Origin of the sequence: Sphingobacterium composti (genome assembly GCF_009829075.1) — a bacterium.
Lineage (GTDB): Bacteria > Bacteroidota > Bacteroidia > Sphingobacteriales > Sphingobacteriaceae > Sphingobacterium > Sphingobacterium composti.
Window position 1 is genome coordinate 21747 of sequence record NZ_WUQZ01000019.1, and the last position, 15100, is coordinate 36846.

12 protein-coding genes and 1 tRNA gene are annotated in these 15100 nt (G+C 34.8%); 4 read left to right on the forward strand and 9 right to left on the reverse strand.

Annotated elements, in window-relative coordinates; translation table 11 throughout:
* Positions 1-24: 24 nt before the first annotated feature.
* A complete protein-coding gene (locus tag GOQ17_RS12125) occupies positions 25-972 on the forward strand; it encodes an MlaD family protein (RefSeq protein ID WP_159637689.1) in 948 nt (315 codons plus the stop codon).
* Positions 973-1381: 409 nt separating this feature from the next.
* Here GOQ17_RS12125 and GOQ17_RS12130 read toward each other — a convergent pair whose 3' ends face one another.
* From GOQ17_RS12130 to GOQ17_RS12150, 5 genes are all read right to left on the reverse strand, one after another.
* The gene (locus tag GOQ17_RS12130; protein ID WP_236537141.1) at positions 1382-3445 is read right to left on the reverse strand and encodes a S9 family peptidase; all 2064 of its coding nucleotides are present in this window, start codon (positions 3443-3445) and stop codon (positions 1382-1384) included.
* Between the two features lie 142 nt (positions 3446-3587).
* On the reverse strand, positions 3588-4490 hold the full coding sequence (locus tag GOQ17_RS12135; protein WP_159637691.1) for a S1 family peptidase: 903 nt from the start codon (positions 4488-4490) through the stop codon (positions 3588-3590).
* A gap of 306 nt (positions 4491-4796) precedes the next feature.
* Positions 4797-6272, reverse strand: a complete 1476-nt coding sequence (gene creD, locus GOQ17_RS12140) for a cell envelope integrity protein CreD (protein ID WP_236537142.1) — start codon at positions 6270-6272, stop codon at positions 4797-4799.
* Positions 6273-6367: 95 nt separating this feature from the next.
* On the reverse strand, positions 6368-6670 hold the full coding sequence (locus tag GOQ17_RS12145) for a winged helix-turn-helix domain-containing protein (RefSeq protein ID WP_159637693.1): 303 nt from the start codon (positions 6668-6670) through the stop codon (positions 6368-6370).
* Positions 6667-7284 carry a hypothetical protein gene (locus GOQ17_RS12150; protein WP_159637695.1) on the reverse strand — a complete coding sequence of 206 codons (618 nt, stop codon included), beginning with the start codon at positions 7282-7284 and terminating at the stop codon, positions 6667-6669. Before GOQ17_RS12150 ends, GOQ17_RS12145 begins: the two co-directional genes overlap by 4 nt.
* Positions 7285-7481: 197 nt before the next feature.
* On the opposite strand from GOQ17_RS12150, the gene GOQ17_RS12155 reads away from it, so the two are divergent.
* From GOQ17_RS12155 to GOQ17_RS12165, 3 genes are all read left to right on the forward strand, one after another.
* Positions 7482-7563, forward strand: a tRNA-Leu gene (locus tag GOQ17_RS12155).
* A gap of 70 nt (positions 7564-7633) precedes the next feature.
* Entirely contained in the window at positions 7634-8968 is a 1335-nt protein-coding gene (locus GOQ17_RS12160; RefSeq protein ID WP_159637697.1) for a trigger factor, read from the forward strand.
* 71 nt (positions 8969-9039) lie between these two features.
* Positions 9040-9594: a GNAT family N-acetyltransferase gene (locus GOQ17_RS12165; protein WP_159637699.1), complete on the forward strand. Its 555-nt coding sequence runs from the start codon at positions 9040-9042 to the stop codon at positions 9592-9594.
* Positions 9595-9615: 21 nt separating this feature from the next.
* On the opposite strand, the gene GOQ17_RS12170 is transcribed toward GOQ17_RS12165, so the two are convergent.
* The 4 genes from GOQ17_RS12170 to GOQ17_RS12185 all read right to left on the reverse strand — a co-directional run bounded on the left by GOQ17_RS12170 (position 9616) and on the right by GOQ17_RS12185 (position 15027).
* Positions 9616-11088 (reverse strand): DUF3943 domain-containing protein, encoded by a 1473-nt coding sequence (locus GOQ17_RS12170; protein ID WP_159637701.1) that lies wholly within the window; start codon positions 11086-11088, stop codon positions 9616-9618.
* A 145-nt stretch (positions 11089-11233) separates the two neighbouring features.
* Positions 11234-11944: a pirin family protein gene (locus GOQ17_RS12175; protein WP_159637703.1), complete on the reverse strand. Its 711-nt coding sequence runs from the start codon at positions 11942-11944 to the stop codon at positions 11234-11236.
* 78 nt (positions 11945-12022) lie between these two features.
* Positions 12023-12595 carry a Crp/Fnr family transcriptional regulator gene (locus tag GOQ17_RS12180; RefSeq protein WP_159637705.1) on the reverse strand — a complete coding sequence of 191 codons (573 nt, stop codon included), beginning with the start codon at positions 12593-12595 and terminating at the stop codon, positions 12023-12025.
* Positions 12596-12879: 284 nt separating this feature from the next.
* Positions 12880-15027 (reverse strand): prolyl oligopeptidase family serine peptidase, encoded by a 2148-nt coding sequence (locus tag GOQ17_RS12185; RefSeq protein WP_159637707.1) that lies wholly within the window; start codon positions 15025-15027, stop codon positions 12880-12882.
* Positions 15028-15100: the final 73 nt, after the last annotated feature.

Consider the following 15100-nt stretch of genomic DNA (forward strand, 5'->3'; position numbering starts at 1 on the left):
ATGTAGAATCTAAACAAAGTAACATTGAAATTATCAAACGAAACTAAAGTAGGCGTATTGACAGCTATCGCCATAGCACTATTATTTATCGGATACAGTTTTTTAAAGGGCAACGACGTATTTAGTTCCGAAAATACATTTTACACGGATTATGACAATGTCGATGGATTAGCCGTGTCTAACCCCGTTCTTGTTAATGGTTTTAAAATTGGACGTGTTTCCAAGACCACATTACTAGACAATGGAAAGATTAGAACCGAATTCAAAATAGAAGACCAGTATGACATTCCGTCAAATACGATTGCTCGTATTTCAAATGATGGTTTTTTAGGCGGAAAAGTTATCGTTTTTGATTTAGGGAATAGTAAAACCTATGCACGTGATGGTGATCCTTTGCAATCTGATGTGCAAGCTAATCTTCTACAAAAAGTAGAACCATTGCAAAAGAAAGTAGAAGATCTTGTTGTAAAACTAGATTCAGTTTTATCAGCGGTAAATACAGCTTTAGATGATGAATTCCAAAGAGACTTTAAAACAAGTTTGCGCAGTATATCAATTTCATTGAAAAATGTAGAGAAGATTACGACCGATGTAGAAGGATTAATGGGTTCCGAACGCATACGTCTTGCGAAGATCATGCAAAATCTAGAATCTATAACTAATAATTTCAAAAATAATAGTGAAAGAATCAACCAAATAATGGCAAATCTTGACAACCTGTCATCTGACCTGTCACAAACAGAGATAAAAGCTACGGTAGATAATGCCAATAAGGCAATGAAAGATGTACAATCGATAACAGATAAGATAAATAAAGGTGAAGGTTCAATCGGTCTTTTGATAAACGATGAAAAACTGTATAACAATCTGACTCATGCGTCAGAAAGTTTAGACCAATTAGTTAATGATTTGAAAACTAATCCTGGTAAATATCTCAAAATTTCAATCTTCGGCAAGAAAGATACAAAATAAAAAAATCGGGTTTGAGATATTTCAAACCCGATTTTTTATGATAATGTCATTGTTTTGTCTAGCTAATGTTAAACAATTGTTAAATCAAATTATGATTGTAATATTGGCACAATATTGGTCGTTATTCTAGTAATTCATAATTTAGGTTAATAATTGGTTAGTTAAAAAGTCTGGAGCTCCCCGCTTCAGACTTTTTTTGTTTTAATATCCTTAAAAGTGAAATAGACCTTGATAATCTTTCAATATTTGCGCTTAAAATATCATAATGTTAAAATCTTGTTAAATCTATTTTCACTGATAATATTGGCATAAAAATGGTCGTTATACTAGTAATTCATAATTTAGGTTAATAATTGGTTAGTTAGAAATGTCTGAAGCTCCCCGCTCCAGACATTTTCTTTTTCTATTATTATAATGTTTCTTTCAACCAACCAAAAAACTCACGCTGCCAAACTTGTGCATTGTGTCCTGATAATACCCAGTGGTTTTCTTCTGGCATAAACACATATCTACTTTTAATACCTTTTAATTGAGCTGCCTGAAATGCTTCTTGTCCCTGTCCTATTGGCACACGATAATCTTTTCCTCCTTGGAAAATCAACATTGGGGTGTTCCATTTATCAACATGACGAATTGGGTTGAAGTCTTGATAAGTTTTAGCATTTGCTTTATCCCAATATGGACCTCCTAAGTCATAATTCGCAAAGAACAATTCTTCGGTAGTACCGTACCACGATTCCATGTTGAATAATCCACAGTGTGAAATAAAAGTTTTGAAGCGACCTTCGTGCATTCCAGCTAACATAAATACCGAATATCCACCGTAACTCGCACCTATAGCACCTATTCTATCCGTATCTACATAAGGTTCTTTTTTGAAATCATCGATGGCAGATATATAATCCCGAATTGATTGTCCGCCCCAATCTTTAGAAATATCGTGATTCCATTTTGTTCCCCATCCTGGCATTCCACGACGATTTGGAAGAATAACGATATAACCTTGTGAAGCCATCAATTGAAAATTCCAGCGGAAAGAATAGCCTTGCGTAGTTGCTGACTGCGGACCACCTTGGCAAAATAATAATGTTGGATATTTTTTTGTCGGGTCGAAATCTGGCGGATAAATCACCCACGAAAACAAATCTTCTCCATCTGTAGCTTTAGTGACACGACTTTCTACTTTTGTTTCTTTAAACTGAGCATATTTCGCATCGTTTACAGTTGTAATTGGCGTTATATTTTTGGATTTAAAGTTGTATAGATAAATTTCAGTAGCCTGCGTCATCTTTGTAGATGTAACGACCAAACCATCTTTAGTTTCACCAACTATACTAGAAATATCAAATTGTCCTTGGCTAATTTGTTGAATTTTTGGTAATGCACGAGCATTCAAATTCGTAGGAACATCCACAACAAACAACTGAACTGTACCTCCTTTGGGCGCTACAAAATAAATTTTCTTACCGTCCTTACTCCATTTGTAAGAGTTAACTGTTTCATCCCAATGTGAAGTTAGATTTAATTTCACACCAGATTGTGTATCCATGACAATAATATCATTTTTGTCAGCTTCATAACCATCCGTTTTCATACTGGTCCAAGCCAAACGTTTACCATCTGCACTATATTCTGGATGATTATCATAACCCAACATTCCTACTGTTAAGTTTTTTGTTTCTTTAGTAGCTAAATCATATTGATAAATATCCGTATTTGTACTTATTACGTAATCCTTACCATATTTCTTTTTGCATACATACAACACAGATTTTCCATCAGGAGACCAGATATAATCTTCCGCTCCACCAAAAGGTACAGTCGGACTGTAAAATGGCTGACCTTCCAATAGGTCTAAAGGGTCACCAAGTTTACCGTTATCAAATGATGCGACAAAAGGATGATTGAATCGTCCATCATTATCTTTGTCCCAGTGACGATAATCCAAATTATCATAGATATAAATATTAGATTTAGTTAAATCCGAATATTTATCTACACTGTGATTTTTGTGTATAAGAACCTCCTTACTGAAAAGTATATGCTTCTTGTCGGGAGAAATTTTCACATTACCTAATCCTCCTTCTACGTCAGTCAATTGTATTGCATTTCCTCCGTTAAGATTTTTCTTCCATAATTGACCTTTATATAGGTATATCACATCATTATCTGAGGTAATTTCAATCACAGATTCTCCACCAGGCCCTGAAATAAACTCTTTTGCCATTCCACCTCGTACTGGAATAGTATATAAATTCTTCTCTGATTTATTTTCCTCAAAAGAATAATTAGAAATGCCAAAAACTAAAGTATTACCATCCGCACTCAGGCCTTCGGCAGAAACGCGTCCCAGTTTCCACAAATCCTCTGCAGTCATCGGTCTCTTAGTCATATAATCTTTTATTTTACTTGTTACGACTGACTTATCAATCTTCTTCTCTGGTGCATATTGACCCACTGCTGATGCACTCATAAGTAATAAAGCAGTTAAGATAGTAACTCTATTCATCATCAAATATTTTTAATCGCAAGATAGGAAAAAACCCAAAGGGAATAAAATGGAAAAGGCTTAAGTATAAACCTAAGCCTTTCAAAACTAAATTATATTTAACTAATTACTTCCAGCTAATCATTTTCTTCAAAGAAATAACTGGTTTAGTAATTTTAACCACCATTTGTAATTTTTTTTGTTCAGTCTGATTATAATATATTGATTTTGTAGAAGATACAGTACCAATAACATTACCTTTATTATCAATCACTGGACCACCACTTGAACCTGCCGAGTAATCCGCAGTGATTTCCATTTCGGGCATTTCTTTGGATTGATTTCTCGAACGGGGACTCATATAATTACGTGCTACTACTCCTTGTGTAAAATAATACAACATTTGATTTGGGTGCCCCATCACAAACACTTCATCGCCTTGAATTGCTGCATTACCTAGTGGCATAGCTTTTAATTTATCACCCTTCGTATCCACTTTTACAATGCATAAATCAGCATCTTCATGACTAGCTAATATTTCTGTAACTAAATACACTTTACCATTTGAGGTTTGAATTGGCATAGCTAAATTCTTTTGTCCAGATGATTTTGCAAATGATTCAACCACATGATGATTAGTTACAATAATACCTTCTTCATCGATGACATATCCTGAAGCAGGGTTAATATGTGTCAAATTACATCGCCCACAGTCATAAGCCATACCAAATAATACAGTTGACTCCTTTAATAAATTCGCCAATTCTGATTTTTGCAAATTTTTCTTCGATAGATTTAGCTTTTTGATTTTTGCAATTTTTCCTTCAGCGCTTTTTAATTGTATACGAGCTTGGGTTGTGTCTAAATAGGATGATTTTTTTAACAGCTCACCTGTTTTATTCTCCAAATCTTTCATCCATGCATTAACATCCATGTAAATCTTTTCATCGTTCGGATCGTGAACTTGCGCGTGCGAAAAACTTAGAGAAGCACAAAGTACAGCACTAAAAAATAATTTGTATTTATTCATTTGAAACATAATAATTATCGATTTTGAATTAATTTTCGATAAAAATACTAATAAATGCATTATTTTTCAGTGAACGTATTGTAAAAGACATGATAAAAAATACGTAGTATAATAACTTGGAATTGTACTTTTTCGAATTTTTTCTTGCATTAATCCATTAAAAACAAGAAGTATTAAAAATATAATCGGAAAACTTTTAATTTCGAAAAAAATATGGAATTTACGAACTTTAACAATTTCTTCTATTCCATACTAATATCAAGATATATGTTACATATATCTTGATACCCTCAACACCCAATTTTATCATTTGCGATCAAATTGAAACCAATTTACCTTTATCGAAACGCGCATCAATACAGCCAGAATTATAAATATTCCTATTGTCCCAACTATTAGCGAATAATCTCTTAATTGCATCAATACATATATGAATGTGTAGAATAAAAATAATATCCCAGCAAATAGAAGTCCCGTTTGTTTATTTTTAGTAATCATATGAATAAAAGAAGCAATCAGTAGAATAGTAGCTGCCGCAGAAATCAGGTAAGCTATATTAAATCCAAAATGTTCTGAAAAGGCTAATAATAAGGAATAGAATAAAACCATTGCTGCACCAATTAAGATATATTGTACAATATGAATACGTTGCTTTTTGATGATTTCGGTAAAGAACAAAGAGGCAAAAGTCAATACGATTATTAAGATACCATATTTAGCCGCCCTAGTTGTCTTCTGGTAATTGTTTACTTCTGGCAAGAAATTTACTTGAACCATATCCATATCATTTGCAACTTGAGAAGATTGACCTGCACTTGCGTGTCCAACTTCAGATACATAATCTATAATCTCATGGGATAAAGCTAAATCTTGAAAGTTATAGATTTTATATTGACCGACCCATTGTTGCGGCATTTTCCGTGCAAAACTTGGTATATTCCATACTGCACTAAAATTCGAATCTGACACACTACGATCATCCGGTAAAAATCCACCGTTAAAACTTGGATTTGCCCAATTTCCGGTGATATTAAGCTTTGTTTGATTAGCTAAAGGCAAAAAATTGAAAGATTTAGATCCTTTTAATTCATATTTAATTTGAAAAGTGGAAGTGACAGCATGCTCATCAGCTAATTTCAAATCTGACACCAAATTATTTGGAAAAAGTGTAAATAAATTACCATTCATTTTCATTGTTATATTATTCTCTCCAAAAGTCAAATTAGGTGTAATGGAAACTCCTTTAACATCTTCAATTCCTATGATCATCTTTGCTTGCGACCAATTGACAGCTTCGTTTGGAATATTAAGGCTCTCTAAGTCAATTTTTGCGAATGAACCTCGCATATCTAGTTTGGATGTATAGACTACAGACTGATAAATTCCTCTCTTAAGGTATTCTGGCTGCACGTCAACTTTCACATGTGTCTGCTCTGGTAGTATAAAAATCCAATCTTCAACAGTTGTTTTTACCGCAAACTCCTTTCCCTTTGCATCTTTCTCAAAAGTTTCTTGAACGTATTTATAAGGTACGGCTAAAATAGGTGATGACACAACTTGCGATCGCCCCCATTTCATCGAAATATCAGAAGACACACTTGTTTCTCTCAATTTTCGTTCATTAATAAGATCATTGACCAAGTTTAAAGGAATGAGCATTAAAATAGTAAGAAAGAAAATTACCCCCATTTTCAATACACTAGAATTAACAATCTTATCGTACAAAGAAGGTGGATTTTGATCATGTTGATTTTCCATTTGATTTTGATTATTGGTTTCCATAATTATTTTGTTTTATTTATTAAGACCGATAAACCTTGAAAAGACAAAACTCAACTAAAAGTACTTTGCATTTCAAAGTTTAGGGCTAAAAAAATTTATTTATATTGTAGTTTGATTAAATTTTCTAATGCTGCAAGATGATTTTCAAACGCTTGTTGACCTTTATTAGTCTTTCGATACTTTGTATTAGGCTTCCGATCTATAAAAGACTTTTCTACAGTAATATATCCTTCCTTTTCCAAACTTTTTAAGTTTGACGCCAAGTTTCCATCCGTCACTTCCAAAAGTTCTTTCAAAGAATTGAAATCGTAATGTTCGTTTGCGACCAAGATACTCATGATCTGCAAACGCACACGATTCTCTAATACTTTGTCATATAGTGATAGATCTAAATTCACTTTTCGTAGCGTTGATGAACGATTAAACCGTAAATAATATGTAGAATACCGAATCCGAGAGCCCAAAAGTAGATGCCGTATCCTGGAAGGCACAAAGCTAACAATCCTAAAATAATATCCAAAATACCCAACCAACGCAATTCTTTGAAAGTAAAATTTGAAGCTGCACTCAAGGACAAACCATAAAAAATCAACATCGTTGAAGCAATCATGCCATAGTCACCTTTATAAATAAAAATAAGCGAAAGTAAACCACCTGTTAGTAATGGTACTGCCATAGCCTTGAATAAAGCTTTACTGGTAGGATTCCATACCGATTGACCAGATTTCTTTGCTTTTTGCTTCGCCATATAATAGCCTGTACCGATGGATACTACCAAAACCGAAATAGCAATAATTAACAAGGAGGGAATATTAGCATTATTAACATAATGGTCCCTAAAACCAAACTGACTATTGAACCTATATATTAATACATAAGCCACAAATGCCCCTACTAATGCATAACTTCCAATCAGAACTCCAGAAAGTCCGCTAATGGACATAAACTTTGATGATTTCTCCATCAAAGATTTTATCTGTCCTATTTGATTAATTAAGTCTTTTTGATTCATAAAAGTACTTTGATATACAAAGTTATATTTTATAATTCCATTTCCAAATTATTTTTCAATAAAATGGATAAAATTAATAGTCTTGCTTATAGTGATTTAGAATATTTAGGGAAAAATAAATGTATTTTTTTCAGAACAAAACTTGACAAGTATGCAAAATGATTCTATCTTTGTGACACAATAAAAAAATCCTAACTGCGGAAGTGGCGTAATTGGTAGCCGCACCAGACTTAGGATCTGGCGCCGCGAGGCGTGGGGGTTCGAGTCCCTTCTTCCGCACTTGATATCCTCCCGAACAAAATGCATCGGGAGGATTTTTTTTATAATGCGAAAATAACGCTTAACAAGTATGAATATTTCACATCAGAAAATCGACGACATCAACGCTAAAATTACCGTTGATTTAGCACCAGAAGATTATAATCCGGCAGTTGACAAAGCGATTAAAGATCAAGCTAAAAAAGCAAAATTACCTGGATTCCGTCCTGGAATGGTTCCTGTAGGGCACATCAGACGTACATATGGTAAATCAATTCTTTTTGACGAAATCAACCGCGTAGTAAACGATAAAATCTCAGCATATATCACAGAGCAAAAATTGGAAGTATTGGGTCAACCTCTTCCTATTGACGGTGAAGAGGATGCTAAGTATAATTGGGATTTCAAAGATAACTTTAGTTTCAACTACGAAATTGGTTTAGCTCCAGAATTCGAAGTCCCTTTCACGGCAGAAACTGAATTTACAGAGTACGATATCAAAGCTGATGAAGCGACTTTAGCAGAACGTATTAAAAACTTACGTCGTAGCTACGGTAAAATGACGAACCCTGAAGTTTCTGAAGAAGGAGATGTATTATACGCTTCTTTGAAACAAGCGAAAGAGGATGGCATCGAAAAAACTACTTCAGTACGCACTGACATCATTGAAGATGCAAAGATTAAAAAATCTTTAGCTGGTCTTAAAAAAGATGATGTAGTGAAAATCGACGTTAAAAAAGCATTCAATGTTGCTGATTTAGCTCGTATTTTGGGCGTTAACGAAGATGAAGCGGCTAATCTAGATGTAACTGAATTCGAATTAACAGTTAAAAACATCAACCGTCTTGAAGAGTCTGATTTGAACCAAGAATTCTTCGATAAATTATTCGCTGCTGATGAAGTAACTACTGAAGAGCAATTCAATGCGAAAGTGAAAGAAGAAGTTGAAAACTTGTTTAAACAAAATTCAGCACAAAAATTACGCAACGATATGTATACTTTCGGTATGGATAAAGTTGACGTTAAATTTCCTGAAGAGTTCTTAAAAAGATGGTTAAAAGCTACAAACCCTAATTTGTCAGCTGAAGAAATCGAAGAAGGATTCGCTGATTTCGTTAATAACTTGAAATGGACGATCATCGAAAACCGTATAGTGACTGCTAATAATTTAGAAGTTAAATACGATGAGGTAGTTGATTTAGCGAAAGAACGTATCTACGGTCAAATCAAAATGTACAACATCAACGAAGAGCCGACTGATGAGCAATTAGGTCAATTTGCACTTCAATTGTTGTCAGACAGAGAGCAAGCTAATCGTTTATTCGAAGAAGTAAAAGCTTTGAAAGTATTCGATCACTTGAAATCAACTGTAAAAATAAACACAGAGGCTATCGATTACGATAAATTCCAAGAATTAGAAAAATAGAATTTATATTGATTTTTTGAATGTAAAAGGTTAGCAAATTATTTTGCTAACCTTTTTTTAATTTTAATCTTATGATAATACGTCCAGCACTTAAATTTGAAGCAGATAAAATCGCCAAATTGATGAATCTCGCCATGCTAGAAATAACCTATCAATATTTAGGTGAAGAAAATATAGAGATGGCAAATGCTTTCTTAGCGCACTTTGTCGCACAAGAGAATAACCAATATTCGTATCAAAATATCCATGTAGCAGAAGAAAACAATGAAATTATAGGACAAATTTCCATATATGATGGTGCTAAATTACAAGAATTGCGTCAACCTATTTGGGATAAAATCAAAGCCGATCGAGATGTAGATTACTGGGCGGAGAATGAAACGCAAGCAGGAGAAATGTATATCGACACCTTCGCTGTAAGCCTATTGGCACAAGGAAAAGGTATTGGCAAAAAACTACTTCGATTTGCTATTGATGAATTTGTTATTAATCAGAAAAAAGTCTTGGGACTTTTAGTGGATAAAGATAATCCAGCTGCCAAACGATTGTATGAGAAAATTGGTTTTAAAGTAGTGAATGATATTCGCATTTTTGGAAAAGAAATGGAGCATATGCAATATGCATAATGCTCCATGTAATTATAATTCCTAAAATTGAATATTATAACCTACAGATATTCTTCCAAATGGAAACTCTCGCTGAAAATCTGGGTATTTATCTTCTTTAAAATGTCCTTCTAAAGCAAAATAACCAGAAGCGACATTTAATGAAAACCGTTTAAATAAGCGCAAGCTCGCTTCTAGCGTAGTGGTATGTAATATATAATACGATTCATTGCCACTAATGGTATGAAAATAGCCACCGTTATAATCCCCTGTTACCATCAAACGATTTAACAAGCTAAGTTCACCGCGAAAACGATAGGATGCTCCTGAACCGTAGTTGTAATTTCGACTGTCGCCATACAGTAAATAAGGGTCAGGCACCGCAGCAAGTACGACTGCTCCTGCCCCCACACTTAGGTTCAACCGATTATTTTTCTTATATCTAAATTGTGAGTTCCAGTTATACACTAAACTTTGCGCACCGTAGAAAAATGCATCATTATTGTAGAAGTCATAATGTGCATTTAAGGTGCCAAAATGTTCCCCTCGCCTCGACTTGAAAAACTGTGCTCCACTTAACAAGGCATGTACATTGACTGCATTAATAAACGTACTATCCCCATTCCCTACTTCCAAATTCACATGGAACTCATCGAAAGGTCTTTTGTAATTGTGGTCACCATTGCTGTAATGAAACCTTAATCTACTATATATTGAATTTTTACCTTTTTCTAGAAAATCACCTTCTCTAGCGTCGAAGCGACGAAATCCCATATCAAACTCAGCACTGATATGTGAAGAATCTACAGCATAATAATCATCAATCTTCTTACCCCATTTCCCATCCAATAGTCTATTCAAACTATTCACAGGATTAACCAGCAATGCAACAATCTCGTTCCCTATCATATTATGCCCATGTTTGCTTCGGGACAATATATTACGCGAGACGCGATGTGTCATTTCTCCCAAAATCACACCGCCAAAAGTCGTGTTTACCAAATCATTTATCGAAGGATGCTGTGTCTCCCCTGCTGTCTCCCAGATGTAACTACCTACAACAGTCGCGATACTGGATTGGTAAAAATTATACCCATTGCTTCGGAAAGCATTAAAATATAATTGACCGTGCCACGGGTGGTCAATTTGGTTGGTGGTGAATTGATTATCATCCCAATCCCAAGCACTAATACGCTGATGATCTAAAAAATTTTGGAAAGAAATATACGAATACGGATCACGTGTGATAAAACGGTTAAATGTCGCTGGAAATGCCTGTGCTAAAAACCATTCTGTACCTGCACGCCAAAAATGCTTTTTGCGTGTTGGAATCAATTCTTGCACTGTCGTATCAGACTTTGAAAGATTAATCGGCTTCCAAAAATTACGTGGATAATTTTCAGCTGAATCCAAAGTTATAATTAAGGAATCATTCTTCGAGAAAGAAATATCCTCAGCCTTTGAATAAGAGCAGTATAAAAGAACTAAAAATAAAATCTGGATAAATCTTAGCATGAAGCAAAAATATAAAATTTAGAAGGAGAATAAATTCTGTATAGTACTTTTGGACACTCAAATTACAAAGTATATTCTTAAAGTACTACAATAGTAATAGCCTAGTTTTTAGAACTAGGCTATTACCTCTATCTTAGATAACTAATTACACCATTGGCACTTCCATGATCAAGATGGAAGCATTTTCTTTCGCTGTCAATGTAATAGAAGAAACATCTGTAATGCCAATAGCATCTCTTCTATTCAAGACTTCTCCAGCTACATCAATTTGTCCTTCCAACAAGAATATATATACACCTGTTCCTTCTCCTTTTAATACATATTCTATAGTATTTCCTGCATCCAAATCTGCTAAATGAAACCATGCATCTTGATGAATCCAAGTTCCTTCGTCATCGGCATTTGGTGAGATAATTTGTTGCAATTTGTTTTTGCGGTCAACAGGATCAATTTTGATTTGATCGTATCTCGGCGTCACATTTTCTTTATTCGGGAATAACCAAATCTGCAAGAATTTAACTGGATCAACTTCGCTGCCATTGAATTCGCTATGTGCTACACCTGTTCCTGCGCTCATCACTTGAATTTCGTTGGGCTGAATAGTCCCTTCATTTCCCATGCTATCGCTATGCGCTAATGTCCCTTCCAACGGAATAGAAATAATTTCCATATTGTTGTGCGGGTGACGACCAAAACCATTACCTCCAGCTACAAAATCATCGTTTAATACACGCAAGGCGCCAAAATGCATACGTTGTGGATTGTTATATCCCGCAAAACTAAATGTATGATAGCTTTTCAACCAACCATGGTCTGCATATCCTCTGCTATCTGCTTTATGAATTATTGTTCTCATTTTAATTTCCTTTCTTATTTGATACTACAAATTTACCACCTTATCGAGCTGAAATTCTTAATGTAGGTTAAGAAAATATTAGTTACGTTCTGCACGAAGCTTACTCAAAAACTCCGGAGTAATACCAATATAAGAAGCAATTGATTTTTGTGGTATGGTATGAATCAATGTGGGGTACAAATCACAAAACTTTTCATAGCGCAATTTCGCTGTAAGACTGAGGTAATTTATTGTACGTTGATTACTCGCAGCCAATGCATTTTCGCTCAAAATTCGAAAATAACGCTCCAACTTCGGAATTCTGTCAAAAATAGAAACTTGGCAAGTACGACTCAGCAATAAAACTTTACTTTCTAATAGGGCGTCAATATTCAATTCGCTAGGTTTATTTTTCACCAAAGAATACATATCAGAAATCCACCAATTCTCTGGCGCAAACTGCACGATATGTTCAAATCCATCTTGATCTACAGTATATGAACGCAAACATCCTTCTACCACGAAAGCCGAATAAGATGCTACTTCGCCTGCCTGATGCAAAAACCTTTTACGTGGAACATTCTTTTCTTTAACGAGTTCACGAATTATCTCCACCTCTTCTTCATCGATAGGAACTATACTTTGAATATGCTGTATTAATTTTTCAACCATAAAAAAGGACGACTAATTGTCGTCCTTACTAAAATACTATTTAATTTCCGTTTAGCCAATCTCAAGAAATACATCTCAACTAAAACCGTACATTTTACATCCAATGTCGCCTTAAAAAATTTTGCAAAATTGTGAGAAAAGTAAACCTTAGTTGCAAAATTTTTCAGCGAGGAGTTTTTGAATACTTTTTGCGGAAAAAAGTATTTGCCCGCCCGGCATGAGGGCGTATTCAAACAGATGTAAACTATTCCATTATATTAATTAAGATTAACAAAATACTAAGACTATTTAATTTCCGTATACCCCACTCCCATGTTTTGAAACATAAATGCCCATTTATCTGCATTTTCTTCAATCTGCATAGCTGTAGATTTTCCAGCACCATGACCGGCTTTAGTATCGATACGAATCAATACTGGATTAGCACCGGTATGATATTCTTGTAAGCGTGCAGCAAATTTAAATGAATGTGCAGGTACAACACGGTCATCATGGTCAGCTGTCATGACCATGGTAGCAGGATATGCTGTATTAGGTTTTAACGCATGCACTGGCGAATATTTATACAAATAGTCAAACATCTCTTTGCTATCATCCGCTGTACCATAATCAAATGCCCAACCCGCACCAGCTGTGAATTTGTGGTAACGCAACATATCCAAAACTCCAACAGCTGGGAAAGCAACTTTGAACAACTCAGGTCGCTGTGTCATGCACGCTCCAACTAATAGTCCGCCATTCGAACCACCTGCAATGCCTAGTTTTTCTGAAGAAGTGTATTTTTCATTGATTAAGTATTCTGCTGCCGCAATGAAATCGTCAAATACATTTTGCTTATTTAACTTCGTACCAGCTAAATGCCAATTTTCACCATACTCACCGCCACCGCGAAGATTCGCAACAGCATATACCCCACCTTGTTCTAATAAAATCGCATTAGCCAAACTAAACGAAGGTGTCAAACTAATATTAAAACCGCCATATCCATACAATAATGTTGGATTTGTTCCGTCTAATTTAAGTCCTTTTTTATGCGTAATTATCATTGGAACTTTAGTTCCGTCTTTTGACGTATAAAATATTTGTTTTGACTCGTATTGCGAAGGATCAAACTTTGCTCCCGATTCTTTATACACTTCTGATTTGCCTGAGGCAATATCATATTTATAAATCGCACTTGGATGAATGTATGAAGTGAACGAATAGTATAAATCTTTATCATCTTTCTTCGCGCCAAAGCCAGAAGCAGTTCCTACACCAGGCAATTCGATTTCACGTTCCAATTTACCACTACGGTCAAACTGTTTTACTAATGAAGTAGCATCTTTCAAATACGAAGCGAATATTTTTCCACCTCCCGTAGACGGACTCAATACGTTTTCTGTTTCAGGGATTAAATCCTTCCAATTTTCAGGAGTTGGATTCGTAAAATCAACCGTAACAATACGGCCATTAGGAGCATTTAATTCTGTATAGATAAATAATTTATCACCTTCATTGTCCATGATGTAATGATTCTTATCCATATTGTTCACGACAGCAACAAACTTTGATTCTGGGTTACTCAAATCCTTCATCCATATTTCATTACCCGAAGTTGTATTTGCAGTAGTCACAACAAGGAATCGCTCATCTTCAGTCAAACCCGCACCAATATAACGACGCTTTAGACTTTCTCCACCAAATACTAATTCATCATCTTTTTGAGGTGTATTTAATTTATGAAAATACAACTTGTGTACATCTGTCATAGCGGATAAAGCAGAACCAGCTTTTGGCTTTTCGTATGAGCTGTAATAAAAACCTTCATTACCCTTCCATGCCAATCCAGAGAATTTCACATCAATCAAAGTATCTCCAACTACTGATTTATCATCGGCTTTCAAGACAACAACTTTACGCCAATCCGAACCTCCTTCAGAAAGTTGATACGCCACCAATGAACCATCTTTACTAAATGAAATGCCAGCTAGTGAAGTCGTACCATCCGTAGAAAATTTGTTCGGGTCTAAAAATACCTCTTCTTTTCCGTCCTCACCTTTTTTGCGGTATAAGACAGATTGATTTTGCAAACCATCATTTTTGTACCAATAAATATAATCACCTTCTTTGTATGGCGCTGAATATTTCTCGTAATTCCATAATGTTTCTAAACGAGATTTTATCGCATCACGAAAAGGAATTTGAGACAAATAATCTTGAGTAACTTCATTTTGGGCAACAACCCAAGCTTTCGTTTTATCAGACAAATCATCTTCCAACCAACGATAAGGATCTTCCACTTCTACACCAAAATAAGTGTCTTTATGGTCAATTTTCTCGGTTTGAAGATACGGTTTTAACGTAATATCTTTCACAGCTTCAATTTTATTTTGTGATTGACAGCCCACCATAGCCGTCGCCAACAAGATTAAACTTAAATTTCTTACCATAATTTATCATCTATAAAAACAAAACTACTAAATATTATGAGTTTGCGACAAGGTGTTTGTTTACAACAAGCTA